Below are 18040 nucleotides of genomic sequence, written 5' to 3'. Positions count from 1 at the left end.
CTTTGAAATATCGTCTTAATGGGTTTTTTATCGGTTTTTTAATGCTTTGCAAATCATAAAATCAAAATTTCAAAAAAATTAGCTATGCTCTAGGATGAATTGTAGGCTACTGATAAAAAATTGATTAGAGTTTTCATATTTTTATATCATTTTATTCAAAAATATGTTACACTTGCGTGTCAATATTTAAAAGGAGACATAAAATGACAAACAACATTTCCGCTCTAATCGTCGAGAGAGAGAGAGAGAGAGAGAGAATAAAAATCGCTTTCTAAAATCTAGCTCTACTTCAATCTCATATTTCAAGCAGTTTTCTGCTTTTCTGTTTTTATTCTTTTTCCCAAATTTTCTGTTTGCTGCTGGTGGAACTGGCTTAACCAAAGTGGATAACTTTTTTTCAACTGTGAATGGTTGGCTGAGTGCTGCTGGTGTCTTGATCATGACTGGTGCGATCATGGTTGCAGGCTATAAAGTAATGTTCGGCGGTCAAGCAATTAGGGAAGTTACACCTATAGTTCTTGGTGGTATTCTTATTGGCGGTGCAGCGATGATCGCTGGCATGCTCCTTTAAAAGATACTCAATGTTAACTCCTGAGCCTATCTTTAAAGCCTTGACCCGTCCTCCTATGGTATTTGGTGTTCCTATGGTGCCATTTATGATTATGGCACTTAGTTGGGCTTTATTTGCAATTTTTGCTAAAGTGCTATTTGGAAACGAATATTTGCTCTTAGCAGTTATGATTATTCCTACCACCTTTGTTTTCCAATTTATAGTCAAAAAAGACGATATGGCGTTTAGGCTTTGGGGGTTGAAACTTAGATTTTTTAGATCCCCTGCCATTAATAAATTTTATAATGGTCGGAAAAGTTATATGGCAAATTCGACATATACCAAGCAATCTATGCGCAATTTTTATCCAAGACTTAGCGTTGTTGGACTAAGTGAATTCGCAAATTTAGAGAATTTAATTCCGTATCAAACATATATAAATAATGTTGTCATCACAAAAGATAGAGATTATTTAGCCACATGGCGAGTTGATGGTATAGCTTTTGAAGTAGAAGATGACGAATTAATAGATCTTGCGAAAAACAAGCTTAATATGCTTGTTAGGCAATTTGCTGGTGAAAATATTAGTTTTTATTTTCACAATGCTAGAATTAATACACAAGTTGGCTTGAACGATTATTTTTCAAATGAATTTTTAAAAAGTTTCTCAAAAAAGTATTATGAGATTTTTAGCTCTGAAAATTTAAAAGAAAACAGACTTTATCTAACTGCGATATATTCACCATTTAGTAAGGCTGAGAAACTACACTTTAGAAATCAAAACATAGATACGAAAAAGAAACAGATCAAAGCTCATTTGAAAAGTTTTCACCAAAAATGCATAACTATTGAACAAAATTTAAACCATTTTAAGCCACATAGACTTGGCATATATGAGCAAGATGGTGTAATTTTTAGCTCTCAACTAGAATTTTACAACTATTTGATAGGTGGTAAATTTACAAAAGTTCGTGTTCCAAATGCACCCCTAGACTTTTACCTTAATGGTAACTTAAATGAAATTTTTCCTTCACAGCATACTTTACAGCTAAATTATAATGATGGAACTAAGAAATTCGTAAAAGCAATTGAATTAAAAGACTATCCAAATGTAAGTTTTAGTGGAATATTTGATAGTCTAATGTATGCTAATGTCGAATATACCATAACTCAAAGCTTTACGCCACTTTCAAAAAAAGAGGCGAGAGATGAGCTTACAAAGCAACAAAAAAGATTAGTAGCAGCAGAAGATGATGCATTGAGTCAAATTGCAGAACTTGGCACCGCTCTAGATGAATTACAAAATGACATAATCTTTGGAGAGTATCACTTTTCTATTGTCATATACGCTGATACACAAAACGAGTGCGAGCACATTGCAAACCAAATTGCGGTCGTATTGCAAGATTTAGGATTTTTAGCAACACAAGCCAATATAGCTCTAGAAGCTACATATTTTGCACAGCTTCCAGCAAATTTCACGTTACGCCCTAGACTTCACACCATTTCGAGTAAAAATTTTGCTAGTTTTGTAGCACTTCACAACTTTCCACGAGGAAAACAATATGGCAATCCATGGGGAGATGCCATTGCAATATTGCAAACGCCAAATGCGCAGCCATATTTTTTTAACATACACCAAACAATTTTCGATAAAGACGAATTTGGTAAAAACGATGTTTTAGCAAATACCTTCGTTTTAGGTCAAAGCGGTGGAGGCAAAACTGTTTTAATGAATTTCACGCTAAATATGCTCTGCAAATTTAATGAGCCAGATACTTTTGCAGAAAACACTCCAAAAGAAAAACGTAAGGCTACCTATTTCTATTTAGACAAGGATAAAGGAGCTATCGGCAATATTATTGCCATTGGCGGAAAGTATTTAACCATAACAAGTGGAGAACCGACCGGATTTAATCCTTTTAGTTGTGACGCAACACCTGAAAATATACGTCGCTTGAAGGTTCTTTTAAAAATGTTAGTCACCAAAGGCAATCAAAATAATTTAATGTTAACAACTAGAGAAGAAGAGCAACTCAATCTAGCAGTAGATAGCGTCATGAGACTGGAAAAAAGCGAAAGAACTCATGGCATCAGTAGGGTTTGGCAATTGCTTCAAGAAGGCGAAAATGAGTCAAATTCCTTAAAATCTAGATTGATGGCTTGGACTATCGGTAATGAATTTGGATGGGTATTCGACAATGAAATGGATACTTTAGATTTTAGCGACGAGAGTATTCTTGTGTATGGTATAGACGGCACAACGATCTTAAAAGACGATGAAATTTCTCCATATGTTGCATATTATATTCTTTGGCGAATTATCGATATGGTTGATGGACGCAGGTTTGGCTTATTTATCGATGAAGCATGGGATTGGCTCAAAAATCCAGTAGTGTCAAAAGAGGTCTTCAACAAGGAAAAAACCATTAGAAAAGAAAACGGCTTTTTATTTCTTGGCACTCAAAGTGTCGAAGATATCGCAAAATCTAGCATTGGCACAGCAATCATGGAACAAAGCGAAACAGTGTTGTTACTAAGTAATCCAAAAGCAAAAGAAACTGATTTTTGCGGTTCCTTGGGTATGAGTGAAGCAGAATATCAATTCGTTAAAACAACAGATCCAGAGAAATATGAATTTTTAATACGAAAAGGCGTTGATTATAGGGCGATTGCCAAGATCAATCTATCACATCTAGGAAACATGATAAAAGTTTTATCAACAGCGAAAGTCTATGTTGATGAAATAACAAATATTAATGCCTTGGATATCAGTCGTGAAGAAAAATACCAACTCATCAAAAAATTATATAAATTTTAAGGAGAAGACATATGAAAAATAGTCTCGTTTATAAAGCAAGGAAAGCTTCAGTTATAGCCACTTCTGTAGCAATTCTATCATCTAATCTATTAGCCTCTGGTATTCCAGTAGTTGATGGTGCTGCTATAGCCCAAAATCAAGCAACATTTACCATGGAGTGGATGCAAACGCTGAAGGACTACGCTGAAAAAGTCAAAGTATGGGGAGAAGAAGCTTCACATAGAGTCCAAGAAGTTAAAAAATGGGCTGATGAAAGAGTGCAATGGGCAAATGACCTATATACCAAAACAGGCATTAGGGATATTGTCAATTTCACAAAAGAAATGAACGAACTCTATAATGAAGTCTACGATACTGGCTATTCAATATATACACAAGCGACAGGTTTTAGTCTCGATAGCTTTGATGAAAGGGCATGGGATTTGTTTTTAAAATTTGGTGGAACAGACCAGTGTTCATCAATAAGTGATATTACGCATAGAAATATCTGCAAAAAGAATACCACAAGTGCTTTTAAAGAATTTGAAGTTGTAAATAGACAATTTGATCGTCTTAAGCACGAAATTAATGATCTTGACAAAATAAGCAAAGAAGTAGCTAGAAATAAAGGCAAACAAGAGGATCTAAAAGGTTCTATAGATACTTCAAATCAAATAGCCCTATTGCGTGCCAGACAAGAGAATAACTGGCGTGCCTATCAAAGAGACATGGATCAGTTAGAAAACGAAAGAAAAAGATTACAAGACGCAGAGTTTAAGATGACTAAAGATAGGCAGCGAGCAGCATTTAAAATTTTACAAAAATAGGCTCATAGTATGTATAAAGTAACAACTGATTCAGGTCGAGGATTACACGATCTAGTCATAGATATATCAGAGAATGTTGATAGTTTCTTTCAAAATAATTATTCAAACGGAGTGGGAGCACTTCAATCGTTAATTAATACAACTGGAAATATTCTAGCTGTATATCTTACCGCTTGGATAATGATCGAGGGATATAAAATTCTTTGGGGTAATGGCAAACAAACTTTTCAAAATTTTGCTTTTGATGCAACCATTAAGTTTGTCTTTATAGTCTTAGCAATGAATGCTGGAAACTGGATAAATCTTGTTTTTGAAGCATTCAATGGTGCAAAAGAATATGCAAATACCTTTTTGTCATATGACGGCAAAGGCTTATACTCAAAAATCGCAACATGGGCTGGATTTATGGGCGACTACTACGATGTAGTATGGGATCAGTCAAGCACTTTAGAGCTAGCATACATTATCTTCATAATTATTATAGCTTTTATTGGCTTTTTTATTGGTGCAGTCCCTATTTTGAGAGCGCTGTTTGTAAATACACTATCATTTCTATTGCTTATGATTTTAGCTCCATTGGCATTTTATTTTTTAATCTTTAAAACAACTAAAAATTCATTTGCACAGTGGTTCCAAATGGTTTTAGCAAATATTATTGCGTTGCTCTGCCTATCATTATTCTTAAATATTTTATTTGATTACATGTTTCCAAAAATCAACAGCAGTCACGATTTTAAGGATGAAGTATTTGTATTGGCTCTAGCAATGGTATTTTATGGAATTCTTGCAAATATAATGTGCGGTATGGCTACTGGAATAGCCGAAAAACTCACTAATGTTAGCCTTGATGGATTAGCAGGAACAGGCGTTGGACGTGCAATGGGTCTTGCAGGTGCTGTTGGGGGTGGTGCAATAGGTGGTGCAATGTTGGCGGTAAGAGGTGCTCAGGCAATGGGTGCTGGCAAGGCAACTGGTTTTATAGGCTCTCGTCTTTTAGGCGCAGCCACATCTGCAGCAAAAGAAGTTGGCAATTCAAAACTCGGTCAAAGCATCAACTCTGGAATAAACACGATTAAAAATTCTTCAGCAGCCCAAGCCGTTGGATCACGACTTAACCAAGCGAAAAACATAGGTTCAAAAATTAACAATTTTACAAAAGGTCAAGGTTGGAAATAAAATGAAATTAAATAATATTTTAAACTATAAAAAATATTTTAAAAAAATATTAAATTATATTTTAATATTTTTATCTTTACTTGTAGGCACAAGCTTTATGAGCGGTTGTGCCGCTCATAATTCTCCTAAATTTGAAAATAGCAGTAATCAAAAATGGGAAGATTATTTTGATAGTAATGAATACAAGCCAGTAAATGAAAATAGAGAAAATTTAGATCTCAAACAAAGCATAAAAAAGGCAATGTAAAATGAAAAGAGCTAATGATAAAAATGATTTTTTGGCTTCTAATAATCCAGATGATGTAGCAATTAGCTATGAAGCAAGCATTAGATACATAGCAGAACAAGCTAACAAGAGGGCTTATTTTATATCAGGTGTGGCTCTACTTATTGCTATCATCAGCGTTATCGCTGTTTGCTTATTGACACCATTAAAATCGGTTGAGCCTTATGTTATTAGGGTTGATAATACAACCGGAATGGTTGACATAATAACAAGCGTAAATAAAGCCGAATTCACAGGTAATGAAGCACTCGATAAGTATTTTGCAACAACATATGTAAAAGCGAGAGAGGGATACTATTATGATATTTTGCAAAGCGACTATGAATTAGTTCAAATTTTAAGCTATCCAAGCGTTGCCAGTGATTATTTGAGAATTTATGAAGGTGAAAATTCTAGAGACAAAGTTTTAAAAGATGACTACGAAGTAGAGGTTGATATTGTTTCGGTTACACTGGGAAATAGCGCTGGAGCACCTACTGCAACTATCAGATTTAATCAAATTACCAGAAAAAAAGGCGAAAAAATAGCTGTATCAAACAAAGCAAAGATTGTGACACTTTCATATGACTACCAACCAAATACACTCACAACAGAGGAAGAGCGTATTAAAAACCCACTTGGATTTAAAGTTAGCACGTATAGAGTTGATGACGAAATAAGGAGATAGAAATGATTACTTATGATGATTTCACAAAGTTAATTGATGTTATGACTGAGCTTTTAGCTCAAAAAAATACTGACATTGCAGAACTGGTGCAAGAGGTCGAAACCTTAGAAAGAAAACTCGCATTATATGAGCAGAAGGATCTATTTGAAGTAGTAGGGACTTCAAATATCGGTGATCAAGTTTTGAAAGTATATGAGAAATTTGTTCCAGATTTTGTAACAGATGAAGAAATTGCAGCAGCAAACTCCATTGCACCAAAATTTGACATTTCGGAGTAAAAAATGGATTTTAAAACAGCATATACGCACGATTTGCTTACTCAAGCCGAACAATGCTTCTCAGATAAGGAGCTCACGCATAGCTTTTTAAAATTTATTTTCAATAGTTCTAAAAATAGACAAGAAGCAGAGAGAAAACTAAAAGCCCTTAGGGCTAGAATTTTTCATTTAGAAGATATGGCAAAAAATTCTTACAACATGATCCTTGATATGCAACGCACTGCACAACAAGAAGAATATGAGTTAGACAAAAAACAAAGACAAGTCTTTGGCAATAGTGAAATTTATGACTTTTTTATAGATAGCAAAAATGATGAATTTATAGCATATCTAAAGGAAATGGCGCCATTAGAGCGAATAAATACAGCTATTAAACAATTTGAAACGATGAGAGCACGTTGTGATAGTCTAATAGATGGTTTAAGAAAAAGCTATCCCATGAAGAGTAATAAAGTCATTACACAAACACCACAAACAAGTTCTAAGGCGAGAAAAAGCAACACATTACAGCTAGATCGTGGCTTATATTTAAACAATACTGGGAGATTTTAAATGATAAAAAATAATAAAAAATTATTTAATATTGCAATAATTTTACTCTTAGCAATAGCAAATTTACACGCAGTAAATACTCCAAGGCTATCTAAATTTGACAAACGCATCACGTATGCAACATACAATGCCGATGACGTTGTCTTAGTTAAGTGTAAAGAGGGTTTTGTGAGTATTATAGAATTTGAAAAAGATGAACGCATCGTAAATATAGCAACTGGTTTTAGCGATGGTTGGGAAGTAATGGATAAAGATAACTATCTATTTATTAAACCAAAGAGTTACACCATAAAATCCGAAGAACAAAATATGACCAATGAAAGTGGTGAGCAAATAGAATTTTATGGTAGTTCGGTTATTCAACCAAATGCAGCTGATTGGAAGACAAATCTAATCATCACAACAAATAAAGATAAAGTTTATACATTTGATTTGGAACTAGGAGAGACTAACAAGATTAATTACAAACTAACTTTTAATTATGCAACCCCTAAAGAAAAGATAGAAAAAGAGAAAGCCGAAAAAGAACTCGCCGAAAAAGCAGCAAAAGAAAAGGCACTATATAAAAAAGAGATCGATAGAAATACAATACCTAGAAATTGGAACTTTGCAATGCATGTAAATAAAGATAGTGAAACTATAACACCTGATTATGCATATGATGATGGTGTCTTTACATATCTTGGTTTTAGCTCAACTAAAACTATACCAAGTGTCTTTCTCTTTGATGATGCTAATAAAGAAAGCATCCTCAATACTCATATCAAAAAAGACGGCAAATATGACGTAGTTGTGATCCACAAGACAGCTAAAAAAATTTTACTAAGAAGTGGCAATAAGTTAGTCGGAATCATAAATAATGGCTATGGTCAAAATCCACTTGATAAAACCTACAGCACTAATAAAGACAATATTCAAAGAGAGATTATAGACAATGAGCAAAAATAGAAGTAATGAAAATATGAATAATCAAGAGTCTCAAGTTGAAAGAATTGAATATGAGCATCCAGAAGTCGAAAATGAGCCAAGCAAAAAATTAATGGTTATTGCGGTCATGGTTTTATGTCTGGTTGTTTTTGTTATGGTTGGTCTTAGTTTTTTAGGGAAAAATAGAGAGGCAAATGATGCTGTAAAATCACAAGTTCAACAAATAGGAACTGAAGTAAAGAATAAAAATTTTGAGTTGCCTCAGCAAGAAGTGTCTCAAAAGAATTTTCAAGAGTTTCAAGCTGCTTCAGCACCACAACAAACGCCTGTGCAAGTAGCGAGCAAGCCAGACCCTTTATCAAATACTACGGTAGTTCAAAAAACTATTTTTAAGCCTAAAGTTTTTAAAACTGGTAGTAGTTTGGCGATTGCAACAAGTAGTTCAAGCAAAAAAGATATATATGTTGCCGACCAAAACATATCTTGGGCAGAACAAGCCAAACGTTTTGAAGAAGACCAGGATTATGAAGGCAATACATACACTCCAAAAATTGCCGTAAAAGACAAATTTAACCCTAGTCTCTTGCTTCAAAAAGGCACATATATTGGTTGTTCGCTCGACACTAGACTTGTGTCTCAAATTAAAGGCGGAATATCTTGCACAACTAGCGAAGACGTATATAGCAAAGATGGCGTAACTCTCTTAATTGAAAAGGGAAGCAAAATCTTTGGCAGCTTCAGAAGCGGAGAGATGAATGATGGAATGAATAGAATTTTTGTTATTTGGAGCGAGATCAGAACACCAAACAATATTAACATTCCAGTTCAAAGTGGTGCTAGTGATGAATTAGGCGGTAGCGGTCTACAAGGATACGTTGATCATCAATGGCTAAAAAGATTTGGTGCTAGCATATTGCTTTCAATGGTAGATGATGTTTTTAATTATGCTGCAAATGGTAAACGTGACAATAGCTATGACTATAGCGAAAACACTAGAGACTCTACACAACAAATGGCAAATACTGCACTTGAGGAATTTATAAAAATAAAACCGGTCCTTTATAGAAATCAAGGAGATATAGTTGGTGTTTACGTCAATCGTGATATAGACTTTAGTAAGGTGTATAAGCTTACAATAGGTAGAAGAAAATGAGCACTGTGGGATTAGACAAATCTGCTATGCTGGATGGCTACGTCAAAAAGTATTTTGGCAAGTATCTAGATGATGAAAGCATAAATGAAATAGCTTACAACGGCGGAAATCTAATTTGGACTGAAGATATAATCGGTAATTGGTCTAGTCACGAAAGTGAATTAAACTTTAATGCTGCCCTATCTTTTGCTAATGCATGTGCCGCTTATAAAAACGATAAGATAGAAAGACAAAAACCTATTTTATCATGCATTCTTTCAACTGGAGAGAGAGTGCAAATAGTTATACCAAATGCTACAAAAGAAAATCATATATCAATCACCATTAGAAAACCTAGCAAGGTTCGTTATACGATAGATGACTACATTAATAATGGTTCAATAGATGCAAATATGGCAAATGAACTAAAAATAGCTATCGAAAATGGCAAGAATATTATTATTTGTGGTGAAACTGGTAGCGGAAAAACTACTTTTATGAAAACGCTTATCGATTTTATACCATTAGATGAAAGAATTATTACTATAGAAGATGTTGAGGAAATTAAATTTTGGGATCATAAAAATTTTGTTCAACTCTTTTATCCAAGTGAGGCAAAAAGCGATAGTCTAGTAAATGCCACAACTCTCTTAAAGAGCTGCTTGAGAATGAAACCCAGCAGAATTCTACTAGCAGAAGTTAGGGGTGGTGAAACATATGATTTTTTAAATGTGATTTCAAGTGGTCATAATGGCAGTATGACAAGTTGTCATGCTGGTAGTGTTAAGTCAGCCATAGATCGTCTTGTAATGATGAGCATGCAAAATACTCAAGCCCAAGTTCTAGGTAAAGATATGTTGCTTGATATTGTTTCAAATACAATTGACTACATCGTAGTTTTTAAGCGTCTTGGCAAGAAACGTCAAGTTACAGAATACTTGGCTAATGGCGAATATTTCATAAGAAATAATGAAGGTAATGCTTTTGTTGAGTCTAGCTTAAGGAACGCTAAGCAATGAAAAAAATGCAGATTGGTTTTTTAATTGCAATTGCCTTAATTATAGGCTATTTCTTGGCTAGTGTATTATTTTTTGGACTAAATCACAGTTTTAAAAAGCTTCCAGAAATATGGTATTTAGGGCTTACTTTTGATATGCTGATAAACGGCTGGTCAAAAGCATATTTGGCTTACTTTATTGCAAATTTAATAAGTTTCACTCTAGCTTTTTTACTACCATTTTTACCAAAGAAACAAAGCCTACACGGAGATGCAAGATTTGCAAATGCCAATGATGTAAAGAAAATGGATCTTTATGGAGATGGAATAATCATTGGTAAATTTCAAAACCGCCTCTTAAGATTTGGCGGTCAGCAGTTCGTATCGCTTGGCGCTCCAACACGTAGCGGAAAAGGCGTTGGTATTGTTATTCCAAATTTACTTGACTGGAAAGAGAGTGCAGTTGTTCAAGATATTAAACAAGAGTGCTTTGACTTTACTAGCGGATATAGAGAAAAAATACTAGGGCAAAAAGTATATTTATTTGATCCGTTCAATAAACGCACTCATAGATATAATCCACTAGCTTATATTGATATGGCAAGCGATAATGCAGATGGACAGCTAACTGATTTTGCAAATATTTTATATCCCATGACAGGCGATAGCACTACGCAGTTTTTTAACCAACTAGCTCAAAACTTATTTATAGGAATTTGTTATATCGTTCATGATCTTTTAAATTCAAAAGGTGGCATTTCGCTCATAAAAGCACTAAATATGGAGATAGATTTTACACTATATGGTATTTTGCAAATGAGCGAAGGTTTTAAAGGTGAAGTTGATATAGACGGCAATAGAAAAATTATATTCAAGGCATTTGATGATACATATAATGTTTTATCTGAGCTTGGGCTAATTGGTAAAAAAGCTCAAATGCGTTGCCAAAGCTATTTCAAGATTGATAGCGATAACACAAAAAGTGGCGTTATGTCAAGCTTCAATGCTCCTTTGATGATGTTTAGAAATGACAATATGAGGCTTGCTACTTCAGCAAATGATTTTGATTTTAGAGATCTTCGTAAAGAAAAAATGACTATTTATGTAGGTATTACTCCGGATCAATTGGCAAATGCGAAGCTAATTTTAAACATATTTTGGCAGCAATTAATCTTGGTAAATACAAAAGAGTTACCGCAAGCTAATCCCGATTTAAAATATAAAGTGCTTTTAGTAATGGATGAATTTACTGCACCAGGCTTTTTAGGAATATATTTAAAGTCAATTAGCTTTATAGCTGGATATTGGCTAAGAAGCCTAATGATCTATCAATCAAACTCACAACTTGAAGCAAATCAACCTGATGGATATGGTAGAGAAGGCGCTAAAACACTGCTTACAAACCATGCTTGTCAAATTTTTTATACACCAAGAGAACAAGAGGATGCTAAAAAGATTAGCGAAATTTTAGGAACAAAAACCATTAAAAATAGGAGTAGAAATCTGGGACAAGGCGGTGGAGGAAGTGAAAGTGACACAAGTAGAGCCTTAATGCTTGCGCAAGAATTACGAGAAATGCCTTTTGAAAACGAGCTAATTACGATTGATAATGGCAAGCCTATTATGGCAAAAAAGGCATTTTACTACTCAGATCGCTACTTTATGAACAAATTCAAAGAAGTAAGTCCAAGCCTTAGAGCGATCGATGGAGATAAATATAAGATAAAAGTGAAAGAAAATGGAAAGATACCAAATCGCAATCAATTAGAGAAAGCTATTCAAAATGGTGAGACAAACATAGAAGTCCCTATTCAAAACATAGCAAATATAAAAGCATACTTTAAAGAGCTTTATAATGATGAAAGTTCTAGATATAAAAATTTACCTGAAATAGTTCATGAAATAGATGAGACTCAAGAAGAATATGAAAAAAAACTTAGACTTCAAAGGGATAAAGATGAAGCAATAAAAGAAGAGACTCAAAAGCTTTACGAGCAACAAATAGTCGAACAATCGAGTAATGCAAATAAAAGTGTAGAAAATATCGATACTGATCCGGTAGCAGAAGAAACAATCAACGATAGCGATAGCATAGAAGAATTAATGGCTCAAAATGCTAGTTGCCCAAATTTTGATGAATTAGACGATGAAAGACAAGACTATAGTGAGTAGATAATGAAAGATACAAGCTTTTATGAAAAATATATAACACCAGCACAACTGGAAGAGATGTTTGGCATTAGTAGAGGACTTCAAAATAAGTTACGAATGCAAAAGAACTATACGGATGAGAATAGACAAAAACATTTACCTTTGCCATTTTTAAAAATTGGCAACCGTATTTTATACAACATTGATAGCATCAAACAATGGCTAGAAGACATAGAACAAAAGTAATTTCTAAGGAGACAAAATGATTAAATTTACGAGTTTAGCAAGTATAGCGGCTATATCCTTTTTATTTTTTGGATGTTCAAGCATACCAAAGCCAATAGAACTTGATAGTAGTAGCCAAATCACTATCAACCAAGAGCTAATTAGGCAAGAAAGGCACAATATTCCGTTAGACCCATTCTTAAAACAAAACAACTGGACATATAACTTAATGTTTGAAAAAAGTGGCGATGAGTATATACCAAATAATATGATTGTTAAAACATTCTATGTAGCACACAATGCTGATAAGATCATAGTTATTGGAAATAAAAAGATAGCCCAAGACTACAAAGATTACTTAGCAAGCAATGGTTGTAAGAATATTGCTATTCATCCAGTAGATAGTATTGGACAATCTAAAAAACGCGTAAATATCTTATTTTTTGGAATGAAAGGAAAAAACGATGAAGATTATATCAAAAGCTTTACTAACTTGTTTGATTTTTAATAGTGCCGTATATGGGGCTGACGAGCTTACTGGGGATACAAAACTAGCATGCGAAGCTATTTTGTGCCTATCAAGTAGCGAAAGACCAAGTGAGTGTTCGGCAAGTTTAAGTAAATACTTTTCAATAAGAGCAAAAAAGGCACATGAAACGGCAAAAAAGAGGAAAAATTTCTTAAAGCTTTGTCCAACCGATACTGCTATAAAAACAGACCAAGATTACGCAAGTTTGATTGATACTATATCAGAGATAGGTGGGGGATGTGATGCTAGCGATCTTAACAAGAATTTGGACAAACGTCGTGTCTGGGATAGTGAGAAAGGACTATATCAAACTCAAATTAGAATAAGCCCAAACATGCCTGAATATTGTAAAAGACTTGCTCGTCATAATTATACAAATATTAAGGACTTGAAATATACTTGCGACACCAAGTTTTATGACGAGAGTATATGGAAAAGAGGATATGAGCTACAAACTATAAGTCAAGCTCAATACAACGCTTTAAGTAGCGATAAAAAAGAAATTCAACCAAATCCAGAATTTTCGAAATGTGGCGACATAAATAAAAGTTACCATTGGCGACAGAGTTGTCGTCAACATATATCTCAATATCTATTCTTTGAGAAGAAGTATTTTAGTAAAACATGCTGGGTAGACTGATGGAAAATGAAAATCTATTTGATAGCACTGGCTCATCTGAAGTTGCACCAATAAGAAAACTCGAAAGCAAAGATGAAATCATAGCTAGGCTTCAAAAAGAGGCAGAAAATGCCAAAAACGAGCTAGATGATGTAGAGCAAGGCAAAAAAGAATTGCAAGAAAGACTTGAAAGACTAGTTTATGAGCGTAATACAACAGCTGATATTTTAAAGAATGAAGTGGCAGAGCTAAATTCTAAATTTGAAAAAGCTGGATTGAAAATAAGCGAAAAAGGCGTTGTCTCTGTCTTGGATTATTCCAACTACCAAAAAAGAGTTGACATGAGTTTCAACATGTTTAATAGTGAGCTAAATTTGGTTCAACAAGCCTTTGAAAGATTTGCAACAGAAAATAATGCAGATTACAGTAGATACGTTAAAATGGTTCAATCGCTTATGGATGAGAGTGCAAAGCTTAAACAACTCTTTGAATACCTAAATGAATTTATGCTAAATCCTCCTAGTAAAGAATTTATGGCTCTCATGAATAATACACTTGCTATTAGGAAAATAGCTCAAGACTATAAAGAATTTGAAAGCATCGCAGACATCACTAAAGTCAAGGTAACCATGCAAGATCAAGAAAATGCTTTTAACGAGATGACTATGCAGTTTAATAATTTTGCTGCAAATCAAAACAAATTCTTTGAAGAAGAGCTAAATAAAATTGAGGTTTTTAAGGACAAGATAAACATAAGGCTAAATGATACTGGAGATGAATATAAAAGATTTAGTGAGAATATGATCGCTAATTTAAACAATCAGTTAAAAGTTTTTGAGGTAAATCTAGCTGAGTATAAAGAAATTAGAGAAAATGAAACAAAAATACTAAAAAATTTAAAAAAAGGAGGATACGCACTAACAGGATTACTTTTTATGATGTGCTTGGCACTTGGTGGAATTATCGGTTACGCTATTTTCTTAATCAAATAGCGTTATAAAAATTTTAAATTAAAAGGATAAAACAATGGCAGATTTTGACAGAACAGAAAACGGCAACGAAAAGAACCTTGCAACAATTTTCATAAGCAAAACTGAATTACCAGAACAAAACAAAACATTAATTGGCTTTGGCATGGAGCGTCCATACGAAAAAGATGGAAAAGAAATAGAACTTGGTGCAGTAAAAGCATTTTATGCTATAGAAAATGCTAGAAATTTTCTCAATGGTGTTGATTGTCGCAATCACCCAGTAAAAATAGAGTGTGGCTTACAAAACGAAAAGCACACTTTCTATACAGCATCTACTTGGATACACAATGGCATCAACGATAAGACTGGTCAAGCTTATAGTCTTCATAAAATGGCAATCACAATTCGCCCAGAGATTAAAAACGAAGCTGGCGAAATAGTTCAACAGCAAGAGAGAATTTTTGCTACAAAAAATAGAAATGGCGTAAAAGGTTACTCTTTTGACGTTACAAATGATAGTGCCCTCGAGAAAGAATTTTTAAGCAATATTTCCAAAGGCTTTAACTTGGGTCTGGTCGCTGAAAAAAATGAGACATTGGCTAAAAATCCAAAACTTATGGAAATCGTTAATAAAATTCCAGACAGATCAGCCGTAACAATGAATTATGACTTTGTTAAGCAACAAGGCATAGTCGTATTGCCAGAAACCATGAAAGCAGTCACAAAATCAGTAAGCAAAGGTGCTGAAATTTTAAATGGCGAATTAAAGCAAGAGCAAAAAAGTCAAGGTTTTGATAGATAGTCTCACTTCAACTTTTTTGCTGTATTTAGGGCTAAAACTGCTACTTTTAGCCCTTCAAAAATTATAATAAAAAATAATTTTAAAATGTATAAAAATATAAAAAACAATTTAAAACAATTTAAAAAATTAATGAAGGATAAAAAATGGGTAGATTATTTATAGCAGAAAAACCTGAACTTGCACGTGCAATAGCTAAAGGGCTTATTGGCAATGAAAGTAAAGGTAATGGCTTCATTAGAAAAGGTAACGATACCATAACTTGGGCTTTTGGACACATTTTGGAGCTTTTTAAGCCTGACGATTATGCAGAAAAATATAAAAAATGGAATTTAGAAGATCTACCCTTTGAAATAGAGAAATTTAAATATAAGCCTATTGACAAGAGCAAAGATCAACTTAAAATAATTTTAAACTTATTAAAAGAAAAAGATACAACAGAAGTTATTCATTGTGGTGATGCGGACGATGAGGGACAAATTTTAGTTGATGAAATTTTAGCTTATGCAAATAATAAGTTACCAGTAAAAAGAATGTTAATAAATGACCTTAGTGAAGCTGGTATCAAGAAAGAGTTAAATAATATAAAGTCAAATGATGACTTTTATGGGCTTTCTCAACGTGGTTTTGCAAGAAGCTTGGCTGATTGGATAGTCGGACTAAATTTAACTAGAGCATTTACCGTTGTGGCTAGAAATAAAGGGTATCAAAATGGTGTTTTAAATTTAGGACGTGTCCAAACCCCTATTCTCTCCTTAGTGGTAAATAGAGATAAAGAAAATGAAAATTTTAAAAGTCTGGAATACTTTGCAATTAGTGGTGAATTTAAAAGCTTTGATGGCATAGATTTTCGTGCAAATCTAAAAACTGATGATAAAATTACAGATAAGGATTTAGCTCAAAACATATTAAAAGAGTGCGAAAACAAATCCGCAAGAATTACAATCAAGAAAACCGAAAAAAAGAAAGAGCTACCACCACTTCCTTACAATTTATTAAAACTTCAAGCTCAATGCGCAAAAGATTTTGGCTTAAAACCTGATAAAGTTCTTGCTATTACTCAAAACTTAAGAGAGAAATTTCACTTAATAACTTATAACAGAAGTGATTGCGAATACCTACCTGATACAATGTATGATGAATCGCCAGCTATTATACAAAGTTTAAAAGAAATTTTTAAAAATACAGACGATATTGAGCTAAAAGGGATTTTAGACAATGCTGATCTTACTATAAAAGGTGCAGCATTTAACTCAGCAAATATTTCGGCTCACCATGGCATTGTCCCAACTGGAGCAAAAGCGTGTTTAAATGAACTAAGCAAGGATGAATTAAATATTTTTACACTTATAGCAAAAAGATTTGCATTGCAATTTTTTAAAGCAAGAGAATATGAGGCAACAAATATAGTTTTGGAACTTAACGAATATAAATTTACAGCCTCGCAAAATACCACAACTGATCTAGGTTTTACTTTCTATCTTAAACCGCAAAAAGATGAAAAAGATGGTAATGATGATGAAATAGAAAACACTTCAAAGTTGGATAATTTAATAGAAGGCTCTATGGCTGAGTGTTTAAAGATTAAACTTGAGCCAAAAAAAACTAAACCAAAGCCATTTTACACCATGGCAACACTTCTCACCGACTTAACTGGCGTAGCCAAATATGCTAAAGATCCGAACATTAAGAAATTACTCCTTGAAAAAGATCAAGGCAAAAAAGGAGAAAATGGAGGTATCGGAACCCCAGCTACTAGATCAAATCATATAAAAAGCTTGATAGATAATGAATTTATCAGTGTTAGCAATGACAAAAAGCAAATAATACATGCAACACAAAAAGGTAAAGACCTAATTTCAGTTGCACCTGAAATTTTAACCTGCGTTGATATGACTGCTTTATGGTTTGAAAAACAAAAAATGATCGAAAGCCGCGACTTAAGCTTGGATGACTTTTTAACAGAAATCAATCAACAAATAAAGGAAGAGATAGCAAAGGTAAAAGATAGCGATATGGGAAATTTTGAAACAAAACCAGATAATGCTCAAATTTGCCCTATTTGCAATAAGGGATACCTTATAAGACATGAAAGCCAAAATAAAAAAGGCGTATTTTGGTGGGGTTGCAGTCAATGGCGTGAAGGTTGTAAGGCATTTTATTACGATAACGATGGCAAACCACAACTTGAAACTAAACCAAAACAAGAAATACCAAGTGATGCACCTATGTGTCCAAAATGTAAGAGTGGTAAGCTACTACCTAGAACCAGTGCGAAAGGTTTTAATTATTTTGCATGTAACGGCAAGTTAAAAAATGGCAATTGGTGCAATGCTAAATTTAAGACAAACGATAATGGCGAACTTGAAGAGATGGTTTTTGAGAAAAAATAAGGATAGTAGAGTGCAAGCAAAAGACCTAAAAAAGATTATCAATACGGTAAGGTTTAATGATATTTTATTAACTTTTAAAGATCCAGAGGATTTCAAATGTTATTGTGATTTCTTAATCAATAAGCCAAATAGCATTCATGATAACAGCCACAGCTTTTGGA

17 protein-coding genes and 1 pseudogene are annotated in these 18040 nt (G+C 33.6%); all 18 read left to right on the top strand.

The features are described from left to right. Window positions 1–292: 292 nt before the first annotated feature. Window positions 293–571 (top strand): TrbC/VirB2 family protein, encoded by a 279-nt coding sequence (locus F3G86_RS09690; RefSeq protein ID WP_103568014.1) that lies wholly within the window; start codon window positions 293–295, stop codon window positions 569–571. 10 nt (window positions 572–581) lie between these two features. Then, complete coding sequence (locus F3G86_RS09685) at window positions 582–3371, top strand: VirB4 family type IV secretion/conjugal transfer ATPase (protein WP_107969424.1); 2790 nt, start codon at window positions 582–584, stop codon at window positions 3369–3371. A gap of 11 nt (window positions 3372–3382) precedes the next feature. Further along, window positions 3383–4177, top strand: coding sequence for a type IV secretion system protein (locus F3G86_RS09680; RefSeq protein WP_107969422.1), 795 nt, complete (start codon window positions 3383–3385; stop codon window positions 4175–4177). Between the two features lie 9 nt (window positions 4178–4186). After that, a complete protein-coding gene (locus tag F3G86_RS09675; RefSeq protein ID WP_103568017.1) occupies window positions 4187–5353 on the top strand; it encodes a type IV secretion system protein in 1167 nt (388 codons plus the stop codon). 1 nt (window position 5354) lies between these two features. Further along, complete coding sequence (locus F3G86_RS09670; RefSeq protein ID WP_103568018.1) at window positions 5355–5600, top strand: hypothetical protein; 246 nt, start codon at window positions 5355–5357, stop codon at window positions 5598–5600. 1 nt (window position 5601) lies between these two features. Then, window positions 5602–6306 (top strand): VirB8 family type IV secretion system protein, encoded by a 705-nt coding sequence (locus tag F3G86_RS09665; protein WP_103568019.1) that lies wholly within the window; start codon window positions 5602–5604, stop codon window positions 6304–6306. A gap of 2 nt (window positions 6307–6308) precedes the next feature. Beyond that, a complete protein-coding gene (locus F3G86_RS09660) occupies window positions 6309–6584 on the top strand; it encodes a hypothetical protein (RefSeq protein WP_103568020.1) in 276 nt (91 codons plus the stop codon). A 3-nt stretch (window positions 6585–6587) separates the two neighbouring features. Next, window positions 6588–7136 carry a hypothetical protein gene (locus F3G86_RS09655; protein ID WP_107969420.1) on the top strand — a complete coding sequence of 183 codons (549 nt, stop codon included), beginning with the start codon at window positions 6588–6590 and terminating at the stop codon, window positions 7134–7136. Further along, window positions 7137–8084, top strand: coding sequence for a P-type conjugative transfer protein VirB9 (virB9, locus tag F3G86_RS09650; protein WP_103610262.1), 948 nt, complete (start codon window positions 7137–7139; stop codon window positions 8082–8084). It abuts the gene before it with no gap. After that, window positions 8071–9216: a type IV secretion system protein VirB10 gene (gene virB10, locus F3G86_RS09645; RefSeq protein WP_223228592.1), complete on the top strand. Its 1146-nt coding sequence runs from the start codon at window positions 8071–8073 to the stop codon at window positions 9214–9216. Before virB9 ends, virB10 begins: the two co-directional genes overlap by 14 nt. Further along, complete coding sequence (locus tag F3G86_RS09640) at window positions 9213–10214, top strand: ATPase, T2SS/T4P/T4SS family (RefSeq protein ID WP_103568023.1); 1002 nt, start codon at window positions 9213–9215, stop codon at window positions 10212–10214. The genes virB10 and F3G86_RS09640 overlap by 4 nt, the downstream gene beginning before the upstream one ends. Beyond that, window positions 10211–12004, top strand: a pseudogene (locus tag F3G86_RS09635) (type IV secretory system conjugative DNA transfer family protein); the annotation flags it as partial. The gene F3G86_RS09640 and the pseudogene F3G86_RS09635, both read left to right, overlap by 4 nt. A gap of 363 nt (window positions 12005–12367) precedes the next feature. Continuing rightward, entirely contained in the window at window positions 12368–12589 is a 222-nt protein-coding gene (locus F3G86_RS09630; RefSeq protein ID WP_103568025.1) for a helix-turn-helix domain-containing protein, read from the top strand. Window positions 12590–12605: 16 nt separating this feature from the next. Further along, the gene (locus tag F3G86_RS09625) at window positions 12606–13076 is read left to right on the top strand and encodes a cag pathogenicity island Cag12 family protein (protein ID WP_103589007.1); all 471 of its coding nucleotides are present in this window, start codon (window positions 12606–12608) and stop codon (window positions 13074–13076) included. After that, window positions 13033–13737 carry a TrbM/KikA/MpfK family conjugal transfer protein gene (locus F3G86_RS09620; RefSeq protein WP_103568026.1) on the top strand — a complete coding sequence of 235 codons (705 nt, stop codon included), beginning with the start codon at window positions 13033–13035 and terminating at the stop codon, window positions 13735–13737. Before F3G86_RS09625 ends, F3G86_RS09620 begins: the two co-directional genes overlap by 44 nt. Then, complete coding sequence (locus F3G86_RS09615; RefSeq protein WP_103589006.1) at window positions 13737–14708, top strand: hypothetical protein; 972 nt, start codon at window positions 13737–13739, stop codon at window positions 14706–14708. The genes F3G86_RS09620 and F3G86_RS09615 overlap by 1 nt, the downstream gene beginning before the upstream one ends. Before the next feature lie 34 nt (window positions 14709–14742). Continuing rightward, a complete protein-coding gene (locus tag F3G86_RS09610) occupies window positions 14743–15489 on the top strand; it encodes a hypothetical protein (RefSeq protein WP_103568028.1) in 747 nt (248 codons plus the stop codon). Between the two features lie 143 nt (window positions 15490–15632). After that, a complete protein-coding gene (gene topB, locus F3G86_RS09605; RefSeq protein WP_107969416.1) occupies window positions 15633–17879 on the top strand; it encodes a DNA topoisomerase III in 2247 nt (748 codons plus the stop codon). The last annotated feature ends 161 nt before the right edge of the window (window positions 17880–18040 follow it).

It is taken from the genome of Campylobacter concisus, from assembly GCF_902460595.1.
Taxonomy (GTDB): domain Bacteria; phylum Campylobacterota; class Campylobacteria; order Campylobacterales; family Campylobacteraceae; genus Campylobacter_A; species Campylobacter_A concisus_BL.
The sequence above is the reverse complement of the archived record's forward strand: the minus strand, read 5'-3'. Positions and strand labels throughout refer to the sequence as shown.